Origin of the sequence: Algoriphagus halophilus (genome assembly GCF_041729275.1) — a bacterium.
GTDB classification, from domain to species: Bacteria; Bacteroidota; Bacteroidia; order Cytophagales; family Cyclobacteriaceae; genus Algoriphagus; species Algoriphagus halophilus_A.
The window spans coordinates 3,266,261-3,286,857 of the sequence record NZ_CP146486.1; the positions used below are offsets into that span (position 1 = coordinate 3,266,261).

The window sequence follows — 20,597 nt, forward strand, 5'->3', positions numbered from 1 at the left end:
TTCATAGTAAGAAATACTCATGGGAGACCATTTTAATTGCCAAAGACCTGTAAAATCTGGGTGTTTTCGAAAAAATAATAGATAAAGAAGGCATTTAGGAATAGTGCAGAGATAGTATTCATTCCCATGGCCCAGCTATAGTTTGCATATTTTTCAGGATTAGTTCGGACGAAGCTAAACCAAAGTAAAAAGAATAAAATAATGGGAGCCATGGCCCCTAAATATACCCAGATTATTTCCTGTTGATTTTTGCTTATAAAATACCAGATGAATGCGATGCCTGTTAGGATAAACCAAAGGTTTGAAAAGTAAAATGTTCCTTTGATTCCAATTTTTAAACTGAGGGTTTTATCACCTCTTTTTGAGTCTTCTCCATGTTGATAGACCTGTGTTAATGGGTAAGACCCCCAAAGCATCATACTGGTCAACATGCCTGGAATGATTACATGGGGTTTAAGTACAGAGGCCCAAGTTAAATCGCTCAAGCCTACATAAGCCATAGCAAGGGTGAAGTATCCCTGAAAAAAACCTGCGATAAACCAGCTTGACCAAGGGTATTTTTTAATTCTGATTCCAGGATGGCTATAAGCCATGCTTACCAAGCCATAAAGGAGAATCATGGAGGCAAATTGCCAATTGATCTGGAGTCCAATAAAAATAGCTACCGCAAAAAACAGCAAGGATAACCAAAACAAGTCTGGGGTAACTTTGGGAGGATTTTTAGGCCTCCAATGCTTTCTTCATCTTGATCATAAAAGCTGTTGTAAGCATTGCTAGAGGGGTATAAGAATAAATGTAGGGATAGAAAAACCCAAAGTATTCTCAATTCCTGAAGGTTCGGAGTGATGGCTAGCGCAAAAAAGAATACCGGCATCAGGAACAATGAAAAAGGAATTCTTAAATGCTTTAAACTGGAAACAGTGATCATATCGTACTTCTAATTGCGCTAATAACTTTATTAAGTAGAGAAGGTTGTATTGCTACGATTCAATTTAGAAAATATCCCTTAACTTAAGAATATGAATTCCAGCATCGTCAGTATTGGCTTAGCCAACCCAGGGTATCCAATCAAACAGGCTTCTATAGCAGGTTTTATGAAATTTGCCCACCAACTCGATGATGTGGAGGCTAGAAAGCTAAGGTTTTTGTATAAAAAATCAGGTATTGAAACCAGGCATAGTGTATTAATGGATTTTGAAAAAGAAGATCCAACCGAGTTTACATTTTTTCCAAACAATCAAGAGTTGTCTCCATTTCCTCGAACCAAATCTAGGATGGGAGTTTTTAATAAATCAGCTCCGGAACTTGCTTTCGAGGCTTCTAAAAAATGTTTGGATAAGGCTTCCATTCAGGCAAAGGAGGTGACCCATCTAATTTTGGTTTCCTGCACTGGAATGGTAGCCCCTGGAGTGGAACTTGAACTGATGAATTTTTTAGGTCTTGATAACTCCGTGGAACGTTATTGCTTGCATTTTATGGGTTGTTATGCAGCTTTTACGGGAATTAAACTTTCTGATAAAATCCTGAAAGCAGAACCTAATGCAAATGTATTATTAGTGTCTGTGGAATTATGCACATTGCATTTTCAAAAAGAGTATGTAGAAGATAATATTTTAGCAAACTCACTTTTTGGAGATGGAGCGGCAGCTGCCTTATTAAAAAATCAGATCACGGCTTGAAAATAAAGTCCTATTTAAGTCAGGTAATTCGAGAAGGAGAAAAAGACATGGCTTGGGGGATAGGAGATTTTGGTTTTGAAATGCGATTGACTAAATACATCCCTTCTTTGTTGGATCAGGGAATACACCAGTTAATAGATTTGTTTGAAAGGAAGTTTCAAGTTTCTAGAATAAAGCACTTCGCTATACATCCTGGTGGAAAACAGATTCTTAACAAAGTTCAAGAGGCCTTTGGATTACCCCAATCTGTAAACTTTCATGCATTGGAAGTCTTGCGAAATTTTGGAAACATGTCTTCAGCTACTATACTTTTTGTACTGGAGCGAATGCTTCATGATGAGGCAGTATCTGGTGATATTCTATCTCTTGGGTTTGGGCCTGGGTTGACTTTGGAAACGCTTCATTTAGAAAAGTAATGGGCAAATTTTCTCAAAGGAGCTACGAAAAGGAATTGATGGATAACCTGGATTGTGGAGGAGAAGAGCTCAATTACACCTTAAATGAATTAAAAACCATCAATAAATGGCTTGGAGGAAATTATGTAACCACTTCAGGTATTGCTAAACTGGTCAAATTGAAACCCCAAGAGACCTATGAGGTCGCAGATATTGGCTGTGGTGGTGGGGATATGATCAAAGTGATGGCAGATTGGTCTAGATCCCAAAAAATAGATTTAAATTTATAGGAATTGACGCCAATCGGAACATTATTGACCTTGCACTGGTTAGGTTATCAAATGAATCCGAAATTACTTTTGAAGTTCAAAATGTATTTGAACCAGGGTTTTCAGATTACAAAGTAGATATAACTACTTGTACGCTCTTTACACATCATTTTACAGATCAAGAACTTATTGATCTTCTTAAATCACTTCGTGAAAAATCCCGCCTGGGAATTGTCATCAATGATTTGCACCGTCATTGGTTTGCTTATTACAGCATTAAAGTATTGACTAGATTATTTAGCAAATCCAAAATGGTACAAAATGACGCTCCATTGTCGGTGTTAAGAAGCTTTTCTAAAAGAGATTGGGAAAAGATATTAAGTTCAGCTCAATTGAAAAATTTTGAAATCAGCTGGCATTGGGCTTTTCGCTGGCAAGTTTTAGTTTTAATATAATCATCAACCAACAAATTTATTTATCATGTTTGAACTGTCTCAAGAAACTACAGATGCACTTTATGCAGAGGGTATTAGTTTAGGTATAGAGATCGCACTTCGAATTTTTAGCGCCTTATTATTTTATTTTGTCGCTAAGTTTATCGCTAAGAAAATCTTAGCGGGTTTAAAGCGCTTTTTAGATAAAAGGGATGACGCACCTTCCTTGAATGAATTCCTTTATGGCTTCTCCAAAATCTTACTTTATGCAGTAGTTTTTGTAGGAGTATTAATGATTTTAGGCGTTCCAGGAAGTTCATTCTTAGCAATATTTGGTGCTGCTGGTCTTGCTATTGGCTTAGCGCTTCAAGGTTCCTTATCCAATTTTGCAGGGGCTTATTGATATTGGCTTTTAAACCATTCAAAGTTGGACATGTGGTGGTCGCTCAGGGCCATACCGGAACCGTTGCAAAAATTCAGATCTTGTATACTCATTTGATGACTTTTGATAATCAAGAGGTGATTATCCCTAATGGTAACCTTGCAAATTCTGACATTGTCAATATGAGTACGCAAGAGACAAGAAGAGCTGAGCTAAAGGTAGGTGTTGCCTATGGAACGAATATTAAGCAAGCAAAAGAGATCATCTTAAACATTTTTGAGAATGATCCGAGAGCATTGAAAGACCCGGCACCTTTTGTTGCATTGAATAATTTTGGGGATAGCTCTTTGGATATTGTGGTCAGAGTTTGGGCAAAGTCAGCGGATATGTGGCCAATGTATTTTGCGGGTATGGAAGCTATTAATTCAGAATTTGAAAAGCATGGAATTGAAATACCATTCCCACAAAGAGTGGTTCACCAAATCAAAGAAAAGGCGGCAGAAGAAGAATCGTAAACCGCGAATAATTTAAAATAGGCGATCAAATAATTTTTGATCGCCTTTTTTTAAAACCTTACCATAATATCATTAAGTGATTTTCGATGAATATCAGGTACATAGGTTTCTTCTTTGGGATACCCTACTGGTACCAATAAAAAGGGCTTTTCATGAGATGGGCGATTTAGAATTTGGCTTAAAAAATTCATAGGACTTGGAGTGTGGGTGACTGCCACCAATCCGGCTTGATGAATTGCCGCAATTAAAAACCCACATGCTATTCCAACGGATTCGCTTACGTAATAATGTTGAACTTTTTCTCCGTTTTCTATACCATAAGACTGCTTGAACACTACGATTAGGTAAGGAGCCTCTTCTAAAAATGGTTTTTCCCAATTGGTTCCTAGGGGTTTTAAATCTGACTTCCAAGTCTCACTCATTCTACCGCCATAGCTGATCTTTTCTTCTTCCTCAGCAGCTGATCGTATTTTTCTTGACTTCTGAATCAGAGATTACGCAGAATGTCCAAGGTTGCTTATGGGCACCTGAGGGAGCGGTGCTTGCAGTTTTGATAATATTCTCGATAACCTCCATGGGAATTGGTCTCGGATCAAATTCTCTCACTGTTCTTCTTTGATCCATTTCAAAGAAGAATTCTTTCGATTTTGAAATCATTTCTTCCGGAGAGATTTGGGCTCTTTTGTAAGGGATATGGTCATACCCATCAATTTTTTCTTTTCTTTTCCATAAAACAAAAACGGCTACCTCGAAAGATAGCCGTTTTTGAGAAAATCAAATAAAATTAATCGAAAGTGATGTCTTTGGTGCCTCCTGGGTAAGTGATTGTACCAGCCTTATCACATTCACCTGAACCATAATCCAAGGTCATGGATGCTCCTTTATAAGTGAACTGGATTTGGCCACTGCTTGGGCTGTATATTCCAGATTCCAGACAGGACTGTGAAATGATAAGGCTTTCTGTAACGGTAGCGGTATAGTCATTGCCTTCTAGGCTTTTTCCGTTCGCTGTTCCAGTTAATTTGGCTTCATATCCAGCGCTACCTAAAGTGATTTCTCTGATTTCATCTGTATTGATCGTAACAAATTTTCCATCTGGAAAAGTCACTTTTCCATTTTCAATTTTTACGGCCAAGGTAATTGTGCTGGTAAAAATATCTAGTTTGGTATTGGTAATGGTTCGAGTACCTTCAATTTTATAGCCATTTACCTCATAACCATCGAAGGTGGTGACGATGTTTGCGCCTGGAACCAATAGGTTTCCAGAGTAAGCAATAGTAAACTTTCCTTTTCTGGTGACTCCGTTTGGACTTTCACAGCCTGCTCCAAAATCTACCGTGATTAATTTTTGCTCTGAATTGGTGGTCACTTCTGTTGATGCACAAAAATCTCCGGCAGCAGTATTGGATTTACGTGCTCCTAAGCCAGTGCTCTCAAGGACAGCTAAAGTAAGGTTATCCAGATCCTCAAATTTTTGATTTACCTGGGAAACTTCGACAACAATCGAAGTGTCTGCCACTGCAGGGGCATCATCCTCCGAATTACAGGAAAACCCAATAAGGCCTACCAATGCTAGGAATAAAAGTGAGTGAAACTTTGTAAAATGGTTCATATAATTATGGGTTGGAGTAAAAGAGTATAATAGTTTAGTAAAAATCGTGCCTACTTTCCAGTAAACAGTAGGTTATCATTTCTTTTTTAAAAATACATAAATACCCTACTAAATGAAATTAGGATGAAAGGTCTTCATTGCTATTTGATTCCTTATTGGATTTGGATTTTTTTCTACCTCCAACACAGCCGATATTTTGAGTGAGAGAAATGTCTTCTGGTAGAATTCCCATTCCATTCTCCAAATCCCAATCCTCTGCATAGGTCTCATCAATTGGTTTCTCTTTTGGTTTGTGTTTTCCTTTTTTCATTGTAATAAGATTTACATGTTTCAACGGGAATCCTTTTCAGGTGGTTTGTTAAGAATCCTTTTTCAGGCAGGGTTGGTTGTACTATCTTTGGGCATGAAGGGATTTGATTATGATATGCATGATCTTCCAGGAAAAATTGCTCAAGTAAAAAGCAGTGCTGGAAGATTGTCTTTTTTAAGGCTCCTTATTTTTGTAGGGATAGGAATTTTTGGGGTGTTGACCATATCCCAATCCGTAATTTGGGCCTTACCATTGATAGCTGCGATTATTATTTTTATTAGTTCTATTCAGAAATATAACCATAAAAAGGACCAGGAGGCGATTTACAATGCCTTAATTTTAATTGATAAACAGGCTGGTCAAAGGAAAGACCGGGAACTGGTAGGAATTGACCAAGGAAAAGAATTTCAAGACAAAAATCACCCTTTTGCCAATGACTTGGATCTTTTTGGAGAACACTCCTTATTTCAATTGGTAAATCATACCGTATCGAAAGGAGCTCGGAAAAAGTTAGCAGATTTAATGAAAAGCTCCTTTGATCAAAAAGAAGCCAAAAAGCATCAAGAGGCAAGTGAGGAGTTGGCAGCAAATCCAGGTTTGTTGAAAGCAATTGAAAGCTGCGGGATCGCATTTTTTTCAGAGGAAAAAGCCTCTTCCCATTGGCGGGAATTACTGACTAGTGAAAAAAGATTCCCTTATATATTTCTGTATTATCTTTTTTAGGCCCTGTTTTTGGATTGATATTAGTAGGATTATCTATCGCTGGAATCATCCCTGGGGCCTTAATAGGTGCTTGGATTTTGCTAGGACTAATTCCATTAGGGTATGTTTTTAAATTTTTGAAGGAGGCATCTGAAAAGCTTCCAACTAGGAGTCAATTGAAAGCCTATACTACCTGGTTATATGAATTGGAGAGAATGGGGTTTTCCTCACCTTTGTTGAAAGAAAAACATCAGTTAATCCTTACCAATAAGGAAAGCGCTTCTCAATTATTTAAACAATTGGATCGACTGGGGATGTGGATTGATAATAGATTGAATATCCTTTATATACCTTTCAACTTATTTTTGGACCGATTTGCTGTTGATGAAGCAATTTCAGACATGGATAAATACCCATGGAAAAGAAATGGCCAAAATCCCTGATCTATTAGAAGATTGGGAAGTCTTGGTTTCATTGGGTGCTTTTGAGTATGAAATTGGTGTTCAAGGTGATCTCCAATTTGATGATTCTGCAGTCTTGGTAGGGTCAGAAATTTCGCACCCCTTGTTGAAACCTGAAAAAGCAATTGCGAATGACTTTCAATTAGGACATACTCAGAAATTCATCCTGTTAACGGGGGCAAACATGAGTGGAAAGACAACATTTATGAGAACACTTGGCATTAATGCGGTCATGGCAAACATGGGGTTGAAACCATTTGCGGGTAAATTTAAAATGGGTGATTTTCAGCTCTACACCAGTATGCGTAATACGGATAATTTGGGAGAGTCGGTCAGTTCATTTTATGCCGAACTAAGTAGAATTCATAATTTGATTGAGCGATTGGAGAAGAAGGAGAAAATATTTTTTCTATTGGATGAAATTCTAAAGGGTACCAATACAGAAGATCGAATAGCCGGGAGCGAGGCTTTGCTCAGACAGGTAGCAAAAACAGAGGGGTTAGGTATAGTCAGTACGCATGATATAGAACTTTCAGCTTTAGAAGGAAAGATTGCAGGTGTTGAAAATCGAAGTTTTCATTCAGAGATTTTGGATGATACCATCAACTTTGATTATAAATTAAAAATAGGGCCATGCCCAAGTTTTAATGCGCATAAATTAATGGAGTTGATGGGAATCAGGTTTCAAGAGTAGGAATGAGTTTTTCCTTCCCCCAGATTCTCGTATTTTTGTGATTCAAATTTAGCTATGGCGAATAAAAACCAATCCCCTGTTTTAGGAGTTCTCGGTGGAGGACAGTTAGGCAGAATGCTGATTCAATCTGCAATTAATTATAATCAAGATATCCACATTTTGGACCCTGATCCAAATGCTCCTTGCAAAGACCTTTCTCAGAAATTTACGGTAGGTTCTCTTAAGGATTTTGATACCGTTTATGCATTTGGAAAAGAATGTGATGTGATTACTGTGGAAATTGAAAGTGTTAATGCTGAAGCGCTTATAAAACTTGAGTCTGAAGGAAAGAAAGTTTATCCACAACCGAAGATCCTTCAATTGATTCAGGATAAAAGAGAGCAAAAACAATTTTATCAACAACATAATATTCCCACCGCTGAATTTATTTTGACAGCAAACAAGTCTGAAGTTATCCACAATAAAAGTTTCCTACCTGCAGTAAATAAGCTAGGAAAAGAAGGGTATGATGGAAGAGGAGTCCAAGTGATAAAATCTGAAGAGGATTTGGACAAAGCGTTTGATGCTCCTGGATTGCTGGAAAAATTAATTGATTTTGATAAAGAAATTGCGGTTACAGTTGCTAGAAATGAGGCCGGTGATTTGACCGTTTATCCAGCTGTAGAATGTGCTTTTCACCCTACTGCCAATTTGGTGGAATTCTTATTTGCCCCCGCAGAAATATCCAAAGAGGTCGAAGATAAAGCCAAAGAAATAGCTAAAGATGTAATTTTAAAGTTGGGGATGGTTGGGATTTTGGCCGTGGAAATGTTCGTAACCAAAGAGGGAGAGGTGTTGGTAAATGAAATTGCTCCAAGGCCCCATAATAGTGGACACCATACGATTGAGGCAAACTTTACCTCCCAGTTTGAGCAGCATTTAAGGTCAGTGATGAATTGGCCTTTAGGTAATCCAGAATTAAGATGCCCTGCAGCTATGATTAATTTATTGGGTGAGGAAGGATTTACAGGCCCCGCTATTGTAGAAGGACAGGAAATTGCAATGGCAGAAAAGGGTGTCTACATTCATATGTATGGTAAAAAATTAACAAAGCCGTTTCGGAAAATGGGGCATGTAACAGTATTGGATGAAGATGTATCCCAACTCAAAACCAAAGCACTGAAAATAAAAGACCTAATTAAAATCAAATCCATCTAATGAAGCCATCAGTAGGAATTATTATGGGAAGCCAATCGGATCTTCCTATCATGTCAGAAGCAGCCCAATTTTTAGAGGAAATTGGGGTTGAGTATGAATTGACGGTGGTTTCGGCTCACAGAACACCTCAACGTATGATTGATTATGCGGGTTCAGCTCGTGAAAGAGGGATCAAAGTAATAGTGGCAGGTGCTGGAGGGGCAGCTCACTTACCTGGAATGGTGGCCTCATTAACGAGTTTGCCTGTGATTGGAGTTCCAATATTAAGCTCTAATTCCATTGATGGTTGGGATAGTATTTTATCCATCCTTCAGATGCCCTCTGGCATTCCAGTGGCTACAGTAGCATTAAATGGAGGTAAAAATGCCGGTATTTTGGCTGCTTCCATTGTAGGCTCCTTTGATCAGAATGTAGCTTCGAAAATGGATGAATTCAAAACAACTTTAAGAGAAAAAGTAGAAGCTTCTGCTCTACAAATAGAACAAAAAGGTTGGAAGAAGATTTTAAAGAAATGAAAAATGCGGCCTAGGCCGCATTTTTTATACTATGAACTGGAAGAAACCAATTCGATTTACCGTGGGAGGGGAAAAATGGGAAGTTCCTTTGAATGTCCTCATTTTAGTGATCCTTATTACGCTTTTGCTAATGTTCTTCGGCGCATGGATGGGCTTTAGCTTTGGTGGAGGAAAATTTTAGTCTGTAAAAATTCCCCAGCCATCATCGTATTTTTCATTGGCATCAAAACCCCTGATCCATTCTACGAAAAGTTCACGATATTCTTCAATCGCATCTCGTAGCAATTGCAAATGTTCTTCGGCATGAGTGGATTCAACAGCAAGCTGATAAGTCATTGCTCTTAGACTTTTAGCATGAACTTTCATAATGGTAGCATTCTCCATTTTAGCGACATAATCTTCCAGGCCTTCGGTACCTGCAAACTTGGAACTCATCATTGTCGCATCTTCCGTCATTAAGCCACCATATAATTCTTTTCTAGCTTCGTCGAGACTACCTACCAAAGCATGAGTTAATGCAATGATGTCTCTAGCTTTTAGCATCAAAGGATGTTTATAAATCCGGTCCTGAGGATTGTTAAAGTTCTCTTCATCCTCATCGTCCCATTCTGAATTTTCATCAAAATCATCCCACATGAGCTGCCTTCAATTAAAATGGTAGCGTATCCTCATCGCTGTCTGAATGAAAACTGCTTACTTCAGGCATTTCGTTAGCGGAAGGAGTGCTAGGTGCTCCATTGCCTGTTCTATCTACTTTATAAGCTTTTACATCCGTATACCATCTTCCATTATATTCTCTGCTTTCTACATCAACACCTAAAGTTACTTGCTCCCCCACCTGAAGTGAAAATTGATCAATTTTATCACCCCAAATTGATAAACAGACCTTTTTAGGGTAGTTACCCCCTGTTTCTAAAATATATTCCTGCTTTCTCCAAGCATTTCCATTTCTAGAATTACCGCCTACTTCTGGTAGAACTTGTATAATCTTTCCGCTTAATTCCATCTTCTAATTTAATTTTAATCGATTTCACGAAGTTAATCAATGGTATGTAAAACTCACGAATGTAGGGGTGTAAAATAGTCTTTGGAAGGAATAGGATTTAACATTTTTTGGCATGAACCTTGGTACTTTCCGTTCTTACAATTTAAATAAGGATTCCAAAAATTTAGTGTTAGCTTGATAATACGAAATAATATTTGGTTTCTTGATTTTCGTGCATTTTATGATGCAAAAAGAGTAGTTTTCTTTGCAAGGGTGTATCGTAAATCATATTTTTAAAATTCTTTCATTTTGTTTCACACTTAATTAATACTATGGTATAGACTTCTACGTTGTTCATAAACCAACTGAAGATGAGTAAAAGAAAAGGACCTCAAGACAGCGATTTGATCTCTCAATATAGAAGTGGAAATGATGCTGCCTTTGATCTTTTGGTAGATCGATACCAAAGTAAACTTTATACCACAATATTCTTGATCGTTAAGGATCAGGCAATTGCTGAAGATTTGTTGCAGGAGGTATTTGTAAAAGTTGTGAATACCCTCAATTCTGATAAATACAATGAAGAGGGTAAATTTCAACCTTGGGTAATGCGTATTGCGCATAACCTGGCCATTGATCATTTTAGAAAAGCAAAGCGATATCCAATGATATTAATGGAGGATGGTTCAAATGTCTTCAATTCGTTGAGATTTGCGGAAGAAACGGTAGAAGATCGTCAAATGAGAGATGAGACTGTCGAGCTTGTCAAAAGGTTGATCGAGGAGCTTCCTGAAGCACAAAAGCAAGTATTAATTATGCGGCATTACCTGGATATGAGTTTTCAGGAAATTGCCGATCAAACTGGAGTTAGCATCAATACCGCATTGGGAAGAATGAGGTATGCGCTAATTCATTTAAGAAAAAAATGAAACACCTTAATGTTGCCTATGACAAAACTATTTACCCCAAATGACCTGATGAGATATATCTATCAGGAAATGACCGAGGAGGAACAAGATCTTTTAGTGCAAGCCTTACACAATGATGAGTCGTTGATGGAAGAATACGTTGAAATGCTGAGCACTTTGGAGCAATTGAACCAGATCAAGCTTCAACCTTCGGAAAAAGTAGTAAATGCCATCAAATCGAGGGCACAGTCTACGGGACTGGAAAGAGTCTAAAAAAATTGGTAACCCCGCAAAAGCGGGGTTTTTTTATAGTTCACTATTAATAAAATCAGCAGCTTTTTGAATTATTATAGGGTAGGTACTCAGTCCGAACCCATGGCCTTGGCCTGGAATCGCTTCATAGTAATAAGAAACACCTGCCTCTTTTAATTTACTTTCCAATAATTCACTTTGTGAAATAGGAACTACCACATCCTCCGAACCATGAAAGAAGACCGTGGGTACACTCGTAGAGGATATATAATTAATAGGACTAGATTCTAAGTAGGCAGTTTCCTTGTTTTCTGGAGTTCCATCAAGCAAAAGCTGTAATCCTTGTTGGGTAAGGGTGTTGAAATCATATAAAGAAATCAAGTCTGTTGGAGGAAATAAAGCCATTACAGCTTGTATATTTCCTATTTCCGGATGCTTATAGCTATGTAAAAGTGCTAAATGTCCCCCTGCACTTGCTCCTGCGAGAATGAGTTCATCAGATACATTCCAGTCATCAGTTTTCGATGCTATATAATTAATAGCGTCTATGATATCATTTTCTTGGGCAGGAAACTGGCCTGAACCGGTACCAAGATCATATAAACTATAATTCAGGGAAACTATTGCATATCCAGGGAAGGAATATTCCAATAATGTCCGAAAAGCTAATATTTCACTTTTATCTCCACTAGTCCAGCTTCCTCCATGAATGTAGACAAATACGGGTGTAGATTCTTTTGTCCTGCCTTCTGGTAAAAATATGTCCATAGAATTGTCCTCGTTGCTTCCATAGGATTCATCGTAAATATCCATTGCAACGATCGGCTCCAATACTGGATCATCCGAATTCGTGCTACAGGAAAAAAATAAGAGTGGTATTGCCAAGGCAACTAAAAACCGAATTGCAAAAAGTTTCTTATCATAACCATTTGATTAAAGTTGAAATAATTTTTTGTGTCTTTTTATCATAGGGTGGTTTCATTAAAGTAGAATTGTTAAAACCTACTCTTTGTTTTAATACCCCCTTTTCATTAGAAAAAGAAAGGTAACCATAATAACCATGTGATTTTCCGATCCCGCTGTTATTGACCCCTCCAAAAGGCAAGTTAGGATGTAGAAAATGTAACACGCAATCGTTGAAGACTACATTTCCTGAGCTAGTTTCATGGATTACCTTCTTATAAGTGTCACTTTCTTCCCCAAAATAATATAAGGCCAGTGGCTTAGGCTTATTATTAATTAATGAAATGGCCTCATCAATTGTTGAGTAGGAGAGGATAGGAAGTAAGGGGCCAAATATCTCTTCTTCAGCGATAGCCATATCTTCTGTGATATTAGATATAAGAGTAGGCTCTATATAAAGTGTTTCTAGGTTAGAATTTCCTCCAAATTCCACCTTCGCACCTTTTGATTTAGAATCTTCTAACAAGGAGTAAAGCCTATTAAAGTGTTTTAGATTTATGACTCTAGCTAAATCCGCTGATTTTTCAATTCCTTTATATTGAGGATCATACATTTTTTGGATGGCCACTTTAAGCTCCATAAGTAGTTGGTCCTTAATATCCTTTTGAACCAATAAATAGTCTGGGGCAATACAGGTTTGCCCACAGTTTAAAAATTTTCCATATATAATTTTAAAAGCAGCATCATTTAAATCTGCATCACTATGTATGATTGTAGGTGATTTTCCACCCAATTCAAGTGTTACGGAGCTTAGGTTTTTGGAGGCAGCTTCCATGACGAGTTTTCCCACTGTGGGGCTGCCAGTAAAAAATATATGGTCAAAAGGAAGCTCAAGTAGTTTCTTAGCCACCTCCGCATCTCCATTAAATACGCGTACTTCAGAGGGATCAAAAATTTCCTCTACCATATTCTGTATTAATCCAGAGGTATGAGGAGATAGTTCTGAAGGTTTTAAAATTACTGGGCAACCTGCTGACAATGCTGAAATCAAGGGTTCAATAGCTAAATTGAACGGATAATTCCAAGGACTAATGATTAATGATACTCCCTTAGGTTCGTATACAATCTTTGCCTTGGTTCCGGTCATAGATAGTCCTGGAGCAACTTTTTTAGGAGCCATCCAGGCTTTTAGGTTTTTAAGAGTATGCTTAATTGCTGCCGTTACAGGATAGATTTCACTAAGATCTGTTTCGGCTGGGTGTTTTTAAAATCTTCATAAAGGGCTACTTGAATTCTCGAAATATTTGTTTCAATCCACTTTTGAATTCTGATGATTCGTTCTGCTCTTTCTTTACGGGAAGAAGTTCTCCATTGGATTGCAGTAGCTTTTTGAGATTCGAAGCATGATATTATTTCTTGGGACATTATTGATTTGATTGCTTGGCCTTAGATACTAATTTTCTTCTTTTATCTAAAAGAAAAACAATTTTTTAGTCTGTATATAGATATTGTGCACAAGGAGTAATTGTATTTTTTCTTTTTTTCAAAATCTTCTGATTTTCAATGAGATAGCATTTTTTGCTTATTTAGCCCCTTTAAGCCCCTAAAAAACAGTTTTAAATACTTGAAAAATAATTTCGTAACAAAAAAATGCATTACGTAAAAATATTTCTATGCATTTATTTGGATATGAAAAGCAAAAAAATGTATTTTTAACGCATAATTGGATTGACATAATACCTTTTAAGGCAAAACATGAAGATCTAATAGTTATAGAATGTTGAATTATTTATGGTTTTGAGCACTAAAAATTGAAATAATTCAATAAGAAATTAATAAAAGTTAATTATTGACGAAAGTTTTACGAACTCGAAAAATTTTAAAAAACACGATATGGACACTTTATCCAATTGTCAATTAACCTCCCAACCACCATCAAGTGGATTTTTCGAAAGGGTTAGAAGGGAGATGGAGTCTTTAAAATCATTCCAGATTTTATTGGTTTTATTTTTTCTGTTAACCTCAGGAGTATTTGCCCAAACAACCGTTCAGGTATCTGAGCCAACAGGGGGCTTCTCTATCGATGGGGATTTAAGAGCTAATTTTCCTGCTCCTTCGGGTGTAGGTGATTGGTTTCCGGGCTTAACGGGTTCAGGAGGGCATGTATTTACTGCTAATGGCAATGTTGCTGTACCAGTTAATATAAGCACCACCTTTTATTTCAAAGATGAAATAAGAGCGATCACTACCCCAGGAACTGGAAACATCTTTTCATCAAGTAAGTTTGATCAAAATCCAAATGATTGGAGTTGGACCACTGGTAATGTGCAGCCAAAAAATGATTTGGGTAATGTGTACTTACATATAGGTACTGATGAGGTAACTAAAGATCAATGGATTTTTGTTGGTGCCGATAGACTTGCAACAAATGGTAATGCTTATGTAGATTTCGAGTTCCTACAAAATGAAATTACCCCTGTTGCAGGCGGTACTTTTTCTGCTGATGGACCTGATGGAGGTAGAACAGTAGGAGACTTTTTAATTGCAGTTGAGTTTGCTAGTACTCCCAACGTTGACTTTTATACTTGGGAGCCAGATGGAAATGGAGGGTTTGCTTGGAAACTAAACACGCCTGGTCCACTTGCTATTGCAGCTCGAAGTATCAATGGAACAATCGATCCTCTTAATACTTATGGAGCTCCTTATAAAGCAGAACAATTTGTTGAAGCGGCAGTGGATTTCACTGCGTTGTTAAATGTTGTTGGTGACGCTTGTGCTGGAGTTTCAATTGGTAATATATTTATCAAATCCAGAGCTTCTGGATCAAGTGATCAATCATCCTTAGCTGATTTTGTGGAGTCTATTCCAGTTCAGATTGAACTTGGTACTGCAACAATCAGCTATAATTCTGATGATTTTTGTGGCGATTCTGCGCTTCCTACTATTTCAGGAATTCAGGAAGGTGAATTCTTTATTTCGGAACAAGGTGTTGGAAACACAGGTACGATCACTATAGATCCTGCAACTGGTGAAATTGATTTGACTTCTGCAGGTCCTGGTGATACTTATAAAATAGGATATCAGTATTTTTCAGTTGGTGGAAATCAATGTGAAAAATTTGCATATTTTGATATCGTATTACCATTACAAGTTCCATCACCAGCTCCTGCTTCTTTCGATTTTTGTGTAGGTTCTGGTGCTAATCAATTACAGGCTATTTCTGTAGCTCCTTTTTCTTCCGACTATCAAATCAATTGGTTTGATTCTAATATGGATCCTTTACAGGGAGCGCCTTCTATTTCCACTGCTTCAGCTGGTGTGTATACTTATTATGTAAGTCAATCCAAAATTGATGGTACTGAGTGTGAAAGTGAAATGGCTGAAATTACTGTCAACGTAGGCGTATGTAGCCTTACATTAGTAAAAGAGGCAACCAATGGACCTACCGGAGAAGATTGTTTAGATCCAACCTTAAATCCAACAATTGACTACAGCTTTACATTGACTAACAATGGAGCTTATCCATTGACAAATATTCAGATTTCTGATCCACTTTTTGAGGCTCCAAACCCAGTGGTAGCATTGACTCTTTCTGACGATGGAAATGGTGATGCAGAATTAGGTGTTGGAGAAACTTGGATTTATACTGCATCTTATACTATTACAGCTACTGATATTGAAAATGGTCAGGTGGAAAACCAAGCTACTGCAAGTGGAGATGCCAATGGTTTTACCGTATCTGACTTATCAGGAACAGCAGTAGACAACGATACTCCTACTGTCGTTTCAGTTTGTCAAAATTATGAATTGACTTTAGATAAGCAGGTTAAATCAGGAGATCCATATTCTGCAGTTGGCAACGTAGTTGTTTATGATTATGTGATTACCAATTCAGGTAATGTGACTCTTGATGGTCCTTTCAGCGTTTCAGATGATAAAATAGCAGGTATTGCCGATGTAAATGGTCCTTTAGCACCTGGTGCAAGTGTAACTGCAACTGGAAGTTATACCATTTCCCAAACTGATATTGACGCAGGTTTTGTAACGAACATCGCTACTGCTTCTGGAAATGGAGTGGTATCTAACTCGGATACAGAAACTGTAAATGCAACTCAAACTCCGTCGATCGAGATTGTGAAGAGTGCTACACCATCTACCTACAATGCAGCAGGGGATGTGATCACGTACACCTTCGATGTGAGCAACACCGCAACGTGACCTTGACAGATGTGACAGTGAGCGATCCATTGAGTGGATTGAGCGCGATCAATTCGGTCCGGTTACCTTGGCACCGGGCGAGAACCAGGTGTTCACGGCAACCTATACCATCACCCAGTCCGACGGCGTGGATGCGGGTCAGGTGGACAACACGGCTACAGCGACAGGCAATGATCCTGACGATGTGGAAGTGAGCGATACTGACAGCGAGACCATCACGGTAGTGAAGGATGCGTCGATCGAGATTGTGAAGAGTGCTACACCATCTACCTACAATGCAGCAGGGGATGTGATCACGTACACCTTCGATGTGAGCAACACCGCAACGACCTTGACAGATGTGACAGTGAGCGATCCATTGAGTGGATTGAGCGCGATCACTCCGGTCCGGTTACCTTGGCACCGGGCGAGAACCAGGTGTTCACGGCAACCTATACCATCACCCAGTCCGACATGGATGCGGGTCAGGTGGACAACACGGCTACAGCGACAGGCACGATCCTGATCGATGTGGAAGTGAGCGATACGGACAGCGAGACCATCACGGTAGTGAAGGATGCGTCGATCGAGATTGTGAAGAGTGCTACGCCATCTACCTACAATGCAGCAGGGGATGTGATCACGTACACCTTCGATGAGCAACACCGCAACGTGACCTTGACAGATGTGACAGTGAGCGATCCATTGAGTGGATTGAGCGCGATCACTCCGGTCCGGTTACCTTGGCACCGGGCGAGAACCAGGTGTTCACGGCAACCTATACCATCACCCAGTCCGACATGGATGCGGGTCAGGTGGACAACACGGCTACAGCGACAGGCAATGATCCTGACGATGTGGAAGTGAGCGATACGGACAGCGAGACCATCACGGTAGTGAAGGATGCGTCGATCGAGATTGTGAAGAGTGCTACGCCATCTACCTACAATGCAGCAGGGGATGTGATCACGTACACCTTCGATGTGAGCAACACCGCAACGTGACCTTGACAGATGTGACAGTGAGCGATCCATTGAGTGGATTGAGCGCGATCACTCCGGTCCGGTTACCTTTGGCACCGGGCGAGAACCAGGTGTTCACGGCAACCTATACCATCACCCAGTCCGACATGGATGCGGGTCAGGTGGACAACACGGCTACAGCGACAGGCAATGATCCTGACGATGTGGAAGTGAGCGATGGCGGACAGCGAGACCATCACGGTAGTGAAGGATGCGTCGATCGAGATTGTGAAGAGTGCTACGCCATCTACCTACAATGCAGCAGGGGATGCGATCACGTACACCTTCGATGTGAGCAACACCGGCAACGTGACCTTGACAGATGTGACAGTGAGCGATCCATTGAGTGGATTGAGCGCGATCACTCCGGGTCCGGTTACCTTGGCACCGGGCGAGAACCAGGTGTTCACGGCAACCTATACCATCACCCAGTCCGACATGGATGCGGGTCAGGTGGACAACACGGCTACAGCGACAGGCAATGATCCTGACGATGTGGAAGTGAGCGATACGGACAGCGAGACCATCACGGTAGTGAAGGATGCGTCGATCGAGATTGTGAAGAGTGCTACGCCATCTACCTACAATGCAGCAGGGGATGTGATCACGTGTACACCTTCGATGTGAGCAACAATCGGCAACGTGACCTTGACAGATGCAGTGAGCGATCCACTGGAGTGGATTGAGCGCGATCACCCGGGTCCGGTTACCTTGGGTAATCGGCGAGAACCAGGTGTTCACGGCAACCTATACCATCACCCAGTCCGACATGGATGCGGGTCAGGTGGACAACACGGCTACAGCGACAGGCAATGATCCTGACGATGTGGAAGTGAGCGATACGGACAGCGAGACCATCACGGTAGTGAAGGATGCGTCGTGATCGAGATTGTGAAGAGTGCTACGCCATCTACCTACAATGCAGCAGGGGATGCGGGATCACGTACACTCGATGTGAGCAACACCGGCAACGTGACCTTGACAGATGTGACAGTGAGCGATCCATTGAGTGGATTGAGCGCGATCATTTCCGGGTCCGGTTGGCCTTGGCACCGGGCGAGAACCAGGTGTTCACGGCAACCTATACCATCACCCAGTCCGACATGGATGCGGGTCAGGTGGACAACACGGCTACAGCGACAGGCAATGATCCTGACGATGTGGAAGTGAGCGATACGGACAGCGAGACCATCACGGTAGTGAAGGATGCGTCGATCGAGATTGTGAAGAGTGCTACACCATCTACCTACAATGCAGCAGGGGATGTGATCACGTACACCTTCGATGTGAGCAACACCGGCAACGTGACCTTGACAGATGTGACAGTGAGCGATCCATTGAGTGGATTGAGCGCGATCACTTCCGGTCCGGTTACCTTGGCACCGGGCGAGAACCAGGTGTTCACGGCAACCTATACCATCACCCAGTCCGACATGGATGCGGGTCAGGTGGACAACACGGCTACAGCGACAGGCAATGATCCTGACGATGTGGAAGTGAGCGATACTGACAGCGAGACCATCACGGTAGTGAAGGATGCGTCGATCGAGATTGTGAAGAGTGCTACGCCATCTACCTACAATGCAGCAGGGGATGTGATCACGCACCTTCGATGTGAGCAACACCGGCAACGTGACCTTGACAGATGACAGTGAGCGATCCATTGAGTGGATTGAGCGCGATCACTCCGGGTCCGGTTACCTTGGCACCGGGCGAGAACCAGTGTTCACGGCAAATCTATACCATCACCCAGTCCGACATGGATGCGGGTCAGGTGGACAACACGGCTACAGCGACAGGCAATGATCCTGACGATGTGGAAGTGAGCGATACGGACAGCGAGACCATCACGGTAGTGAAGGATGCGTCGATCGAGATTGTGAAGAGTGCTGACCATCTACCTACAATGCAGCAGGGGATGTGATCACGTACACCTTCGATGTGAGCAACACCGGCAACGTGACCTTGACAGATGTGACAGTGAGCGATCCATTGAGTGGATTGAGCGCGATCACCGTCCGGTTACCTTGGCACCGGGCGAGAACCAGGTGTTCACGGCAACCTATACCATCACCCAGTCCGACATGGATGCGGGTCAGGTGGACAACACGGCTACAGCGACAGGCAATGATCCTGACGATGTGGAAGTGAGCGATACGGACAGCGAGACCATCACGGTAGTGAAGGATGCGTCGATCGAGATTGTGAAGAGTGCTACGCCATCTACCTACAATGCAGCAGGGGATGTGATCACGTACACCTTCGATGTGAGCAACACCGGCAACGTGACTCGACGATGTGACAGTGAGCGATCCATTGAGTGGATTGAGCGCGATCACTCTCCGGTCCGGTTACCTTGGCACCGGGCGAGAACCAGGTGTTCACGGCACCTATACCATCACCCAGTCCGACATGGATGCGGGTCAGGTGGACACGGCTACAGCGACAGGCAATGATCCTGACGATGTGGAAGTGAGCGATACGGACAGCGAGACCATGGCATCACGGTAGTGAAGATGCGTCGATCGAGATTGTGAAGAGTGCTACACCATCTACCTACAAATGCAGCAGGGGATGTGATCACGTACACCTTCGATGTGAGCAACACCGGCAACGTGACCTTGACAGATGTGACAGTGAGCGATCCATTGAGTGGATTGAGCGCGATCACCCGGGTCCGTTACCTTGGCACCGGGCGAGAACCAGGTGTTCACGGCAACCTATACCATCACCCAGTCCGACATGGATGCGGGTCAGTGGACAACACGGCTACAGCGACAGGCAATGATCCCGATGATGTGGAAGTGAGCGATACTGACAGCGAGACCATCACGGTAGTGAAGGATGCGTCGATCGAGATTGTGAAGAGTGCTACACCATCTACCTACAATGCAGCAGGGGATGTGATCACGTACACCTTCGATGTGAGCAACACCGGCAACGTGACCTTGACAGATGTGACAGTGAGCGATCCATTGAGTGGATTGAGCGCGATCACTTCCGGGTCCTGTTACCTTGGCACCGGGCGAGAACCAGGTGTTCACGGCAACCTATACCATCACCCAGTCCGACGCGGATGCGGGTCAGGTGGACAACACGGCTACAGCGACAGGCAATGATCCCGACGATGTGGAAGTGAGCGATACGGACAGCGAGACCATCACG

General features: G+C 41.2%; 32 protein-coding genes and 1 pseudogene. 23 read left to right on the top strand and 10 right to left on the bottom strand.

The window, feature by feature from the left end:
- Window positions 1-32 precede the first annotated feature (32 nt).
- Entirely contained in the window at window positions 33-695 is a 663-nt protein-coding gene (locus V8V91_RS17480) for a UbiA family prenyltransferase (RefSeq protein ID WP_373396531.1), read from the bottom strand.
- Between the two features lie 324 nt (window positions 696-1,019).
- On the opposite strand from V8V91_RS17480, the gene V8V91_RS17485 reads away from it, so the two are divergent.
- Genes V8V91_RS17485 through V8V91_RS17510 form a run of 6 tightly spaced genes read left to right on the top strand, consistent with a single transcriptional unit; the run spans window position 1,020 to window position 3,674 of the window.
- Entirely contained in the window at window positions 1,020-1,679 is a 660-nt protein-coding gene (locus V8V91_RS17485; protein ID WP_373396532.1) for a hypothetical protein, read from the top strand.
- Complete coding sequence (locus V8V91_RS17490) at window positions 1,676-2,095, top strand: 3-oxoacyl-[acyl-carrier-protein] synthase III C-terminal domain-containing protein (RefSeq protein WP_373396534.1); 420 nt, start codon at window positions 1,676-1,678, stop codon at window positions 2,093-2,095. Before V8V91_RS17485 ends, V8V91_RS17490 begins: the two co-directional genes overlap by 4 nt.
- Window positions 2,095-2,364: a hypothetical protein gene (locus V8V91_RS17495; protein ID WP_373396536.1), complete on the top strand. Its 270-nt coding sequence runs from the start codon at window positions 2,095-2,097 to the stop codon at window positions 2,362-2,364. The genes V8V91_RS17490 and V8V91_RS17495 overlap by 1 nt, the downstream gene beginning before the upstream one ends.
- A 35-nt stretch (window positions 2,365-2,399) precedes the next feature.
- Window positions 2,400-2,798, top strand: coding sequence for a hypothetical protein (locus V8V91_RS17500; protein WP_373400735.1), 399 nt, complete (start codon window positions 2,400-2,402; stop codon window positions 2,796-2,798).
- A 25-nt stretch (window positions 2,799-2,823) separates the two neighbouring features.
- Window positions 2,824-3,180, top strand: coding sequence for a hypothetical protein (locus tag V8V91_RS17505; RefSeq protein ID WP_373396538.1), 357 nt, complete (start codon window positions 2,824-2,826; stop codon window positions 3,178-3,180).
- Between the two features lie 2 nt (window positions 3,181-3,182).
- Window positions 3,183-3,674, top strand: a complete 492-nt coding sequence (locus V8V91_RS17510; protein WP_373396540.1) for a mechanosensitive ion channel family protein — start codon at window positions 3,183-3,185, stop codon at window positions 3,672-3,674.
- 50 nt (window positions 3,675-3,724) lie between these two features.
- Here V8V91_RS17510 and V8V91_RS17515 read toward each other — a convergent pair whose 3' ends face one another.
- The 4 genes from V8V91_RS17515 to V8V91_RS17530 form a co-directional block, all read right to left on the bottom strand.
- Window positions 3,725-4,096, bottom strand: coding sequence for a nitroreductase family protein (locus V8V91_RS17515; RefSeq protein ID WP_373396542.1), 372 nt, complete (start codon window positions 4,094-4,096; stop codon window positions 3,725-3,727).
- A gap of 31 nt (window positions 4,097-4,127) precedes the next feature.
- Window positions 4,128-4,331, bottom strand: a complete 204-nt coding sequence (locus V8V91_RS17520; RefSeq protein WP_373396544.1) for a nitroreductase family protein — start codon at window positions 4,329-4,331, stop codon at window positions 4,128-4,130.
- Between the two features lie 127 nt (window positions 4,332-4,458).
- On the bottom strand, window positions 4,459-5,286 hold the full coding sequence (locus V8V91_RS17525) for a hypothetical protein (protein WP_373396545.1): 828 nt from the start codon (window positions 5,284-5,286) through the stop codon (window positions 4,459-4,461).
- A gap of 118 nt (window positions 5,287-5,404) precedes the next feature.
- A complete protein-coding gene (locus tag V8V91_RS17530; RefSeq protein ID WP_373396547.1) occupies window positions 5,405-5,596 on the bottom strand; it encodes a hypothetical protein in 192 nt (63 codons plus the stop codon).
- Between the two features lie 15 nt (window positions 5,597-5,611).
- On the opposite strand from V8V91_RS17530, the gene V8V91_RS17535 reads away from it, so the two are divergent.
- From V8V91_RS17535 to V8V91_RS17560, 6 genes are read left to right on the top strand one after another with little or no spacing between them, the layout of a single operon-like run.
- Window positions 5,612-6,319, top strand: coding sequence for a hypothetical protein (locus tag V8V91_RS17535; RefSeq protein WP_373396548.1), 708 nt, complete (start codon window positions 5,612-5,614; stop codon window positions 6,317-6,319).
- A 14-nt stretch (window positions 6,320-6,333) separates the two neighbouring features.
- Window positions 6,334-6,741, top strand: coding sequence for a hypothetical protein (locus tag V8V91_RS17540; RefSeq protein WP_373396549.1), 408 nt, complete (start codon window positions 6,334-6,336; stop codon window positions 6,739-6,741).
- The gene (locus V8V91_RS17545; RefSeq protein WP_373396550.1) at window positions 6,725-7,453 is read left to right on the top strand and encodes a hypothetical protein; all 729 of its coding nucleotides are present in this window, start codon (window positions 6,725-6,727) and stop codon (window positions 7,451-7,453) included. The genes V8V91_RS17540 and V8V91_RS17545 overlap by 17 nt, the downstream gene beginning before the upstream one ends.
- A gap of 54 nt (window positions 7,454-7,507) precedes the next feature.
- Entirely contained in the window at window positions 7,508-8,650 is a 1,143-nt protein-coding gene (locus tag V8V91_RS17550; protein ID WP_373396551.1) for a 5-(carboxyamino)imidazole ribonucleotide synthase, read from the top strand.
- Window positions 8,650-9,165 carry a 5-(carboxyamino)imidazole ribonucleotide mutase gene (purE, locus tag V8V91_RS17555; protein WP_373396553.1) on the top strand — a complete coding sequence of 172 codons (516 nt, stop codon included), beginning with the start codon at window positions 8,650-8,652 and terminating at the stop codon, window positions 9,163-9,165. The genes V8V91_RS17550 and purE overlap by 1 nt, the downstream gene beginning before the upstream one ends.
- A 31-nt stretch (window positions 9,166-9,196) precedes the next feature.
- Window positions 9,197-9,346, top strand: coding sequence for a hypothetical protein (locus V8V91_RS17560; RefSeq protein ID WP_200800419.1), 150 nt, complete (start codon window positions 9,197-9,199; stop codon window positions 9,344-9,346).
- On the opposite strand, the gene V8V91_RS17565 is transcribed toward V8V91_RS17560, so the two are convergent.
- Together V8V91_RS17565 and V8V91_RS17570 are read right to left on the bottom strand one after the other, a co-directional pair.
- Entirely contained in the window at window positions 9,343-9,801 is a 459-nt protein-coding gene (locus V8V91_RS17565; protein ID WP_373396556.1) for a hypothetical protein, read from the bottom strand. The two genes, V8V91_RS17560 and V8V91_RS17565, sit on opposite strands and share 4 nt — an antisense overlap.
- 13 nt (window positions 9,802-9,814) lie before the next feature.
- The gene (locus V8V91_RS17570; protein ID WP_074226104.1) at window positions 9,815-10,171 is read right to left on the bottom strand and encodes a DUF3127 domain-containing protein; all 357 of its coding nucleotides are present in this window, start codon (window positions 10,169-10,171) and stop codon (window positions 9,815-9,817) included.
- Window positions 10,172-10,521: 350 nt separating this feature from the next.
- Between V8V91_RS17570 and V8V91_RS17575 the strand changes: the two are divergent.
- Both V8V91_RS17575 and V8V91_RS17580 read left to right on the top strand, forming a co-directional pair.
- A pseudogene (locus V8V91_RS17575) lies at window positions 10,522-11,123 on the top strand (RNA polymerase sigma factor).
- Window positions 11,098-11,331: a hypothetical protein gene (locus V8V91_RS17580; RefSeq protein ID WP_373396558.1), complete on the top strand. Its 234-nt coding sequence runs from the start codon at window positions 11,098-11,100 to the stop codon at window positions 11,329-11,331. Before V8V91_RS17575 ends, V8V91_RS17580 begins: the two are co-directional and overlap by 26 nt.
- A gap of 33 nt (window positions 11,332-11,364) precedes the next feature.
- Here the strand turns inward: V8V91_RS17580 and V8V91_RS17585 are convergent, their stop codons facing one another.
- From V8V91_RS17585 to V8V91_RS17595, 3 genes are read right to left on the bottom strand one after another with little or no spacing between them, the layout of a single operon-like run.
- Complete coding sequence (locus V8V91_RS17585) at window positions 11,365-12,195, bottom strand: prolyl oligopeptidase family serine peptidase (protein WP_373396560.1); 831 nt, start codon at window positions 12,193-12,195, stop codon at window positions 11,365-11,367.
- Between the two features lie 34 nt (window positions 12,196-12,229).
- Complete coding sequence (locus tag V8V91_RS17590) at window positions 12,230-13,393, bottom strand: aldehyde dehydrogenase family protein (protein WP_373396562.1); 1,164 nt, start codon at window positions 13,391-13,393, stop codon at window positions 12,230-12,232.
- Window positions 13,394-13,434: 41 nt separating this feature from the next.
- Entirely contained in the window at window positions 13,435-13,638 is a 204-nt protein-coding gene (locus V8V91_RS17595) for a hypothetical protein (protein ID WP_373396564.1), read from the bottom strand.
- 543 nt (window positions 13,639-14,181) lie between these two features.
- Here V8V91_RS17595 and V8V91_RS17600 point away from each other — a divergent pair.
- From V8V91_RS17600 to V8V91_RS17640, 9 genes are all read left to right on the top strand, one after another.
- Window positions 14,182-16,431, top strand: coding sequence for a hypothetical protein (locus V8V91_RS17600; protein ID WP_373396566.1), 2,250 nt, complete (start codon window positions 14,182-14,184; stop codon window positions 16,429-16,431).
- A 247-nt stretch (window positions 16,432-16,678) separates the two neighbouring features.
- Window positions 16,679-16,936 (top strand): hypothetical protein, encoded by a 258-nt coding sequence (locus tag V8V91_RS17605; RefSeq protein WP_373396568.1) that lies wholly within the window; start codon window positions 16,679-16,681, stop codon window positions 16,934-16,936.
- 217 nt (window positions 16,937-17,153) lie between these two features.
- Window positions 17,154-17,414 carry a hypothetical protein gene (locus V8V91_RS17610; RefSeq protein ID WP_373396570.1) on the top strand — a complete coding sequence of 87 codons (261 nt, stop codon included), beginning with the start codon at window positions 17,154-17,156 and terminating at the stop codon, window positions 17,412-17,414.
- 195 nt (window positions 17,415-17,609) lie between these two features.
- Window positions 17,610-18,059, top strand: coding sequence for a hypothetical protein (locus tag V8V91_RS17615; protein WP_373396572.1), 450 nt, complete (start codon window positions 17,610-17,612; stop codon window positions 18,057-18,059).
- Between the two features lie 55 nt (window positions 18,060-18,114).
- A complete protein-coding gene (locus tag V8V91_RS17620) occupies window positions 18,115-18,315 on the top strand; it encodes a hypothetical protein (RefSeq protein ID WP_373396574.1) in 201 nt (66 codons plus the stop codon).
- A 163-nt stretch (window positions 18,316-18,478) separates the two neighbouring features.
- Window positions 18,479-19,081, top strand: coding sequence for a hypothetical protein (locus V8V91_RS17625; protein ID WP_373396576.1), 603 nt, complete (start codon window positions 18,479-18,481; stop codon window positions 19,079-19,081).
- 23 nt (window positions 19,082-19,104) lie between these two features.
- Complete coding sequence (locus V8V91_RS17630) at window positions 19,105-19,356, top strand: hypothetical protein (protein WP_373396577.1); 252 nt, start codon at window positions 19,105-19,107, stop codon at window positions 19,354-19,356.
- A gap of 17 nt (window positions 19,357-19,373) precedes the next feature.
- The gene (locus tag V8V91_RS17635; protein WP_373400736.1) at window positions 19,374-19,583 is read left to right on the top strand and encodes a hypothetical protein; all 210 of its coding nucleotides are present in this window, start codon (window positions 19,374-19,376) and stop codon (window positions 19,581-19,583) included.
- A 389-nt stretch (window positions 19,584-19,972) separates the two neighbouring features.
- Entirely contained in the window at window positions 19,973-20,551 is a 579-nt protein-coding gene (locus V8V91_RS17640; RefSeq protein ID WP_373396578.1) for a hypothetical protein, read from the top strand.
- The last annotated feature ends 46 nt before the right edge of the window (window positions 20,552-20,597 follow it).